Consider the following 570-nt stretch of genomic DNA (forward strand, 5'->3'; position numbering starts at 1 on the left):
CCTTCGGCCGGAAGGCGGCGCAGGCGGCCGGGTCGGTCTCCAGCCGCGGCCCGCCGATGAGGTCGATGCAATAGGGGATGGCGGGGAAGACCGCGTCCAGGCACTCGGCGATGGCGGAGGGCTTGCCCGGCAGGTTCACGATCAGGCAGCGTCCGCGCGTGTCGGCGATCTGGCGCGACAGGATCGCGGTCGGCACGGCGCGCAGCGAGACCGCCCGCATCAGCTCCCCGAAGCCGGGCAGGAGGCGGCCGCAGACCGCCTCCGTCGCCTCCGGCGTGACGTCGCGCGGCGCCGGCCCGGTGCCGCCGGTGGTCACCACCAGCGGGCAGGCTTCGGCATCCGCCAGCTCCCGCAGCGCCGCCTCGATCAGCGGCCGCTCGTCCGGCACCAGGCGCCGCGCCGGCCGCCAGGACGTCGCCAGGATGCGGGCGAGGGCGGCCTCGATGGCCGGCCCGCCCTTGTCTTCGTACTCGCCGCGGCTGGCGCGGTCGGAGACGGTGACGACGCCGATCGGGATGGCCTGCGACATGGTCAGGCCCCGAAGCGCGGGAACAGGACGTTGTTCTCTAG

General features: G+C 75.1%; 1 protein-coding gene. It reads right to left on the reverse strand.

From position 1 onward, the window contains the following. On the reverse strand, positions 1–529 hold a 529-nt coding region (mog, locus tag LHA35_RS28510; protein WP_226615298.1), incomplete at its 3' end, for a molybdopterin adenylyltransferase. Positions 530–570 lie beyond the last annotated feature (41 nt).

Source organism: Roseicella aerolata, from assembly GCF_020523605.1.
In the GTDB taxonomy this organism is placed as follows: domain Bacteria; phylum Pseudomonadota; class Alphaproteobacteria; order Acetobacterales; family Acetobacteraceae; genus Paracraurococcus; species Paracraurococcus aerolatus.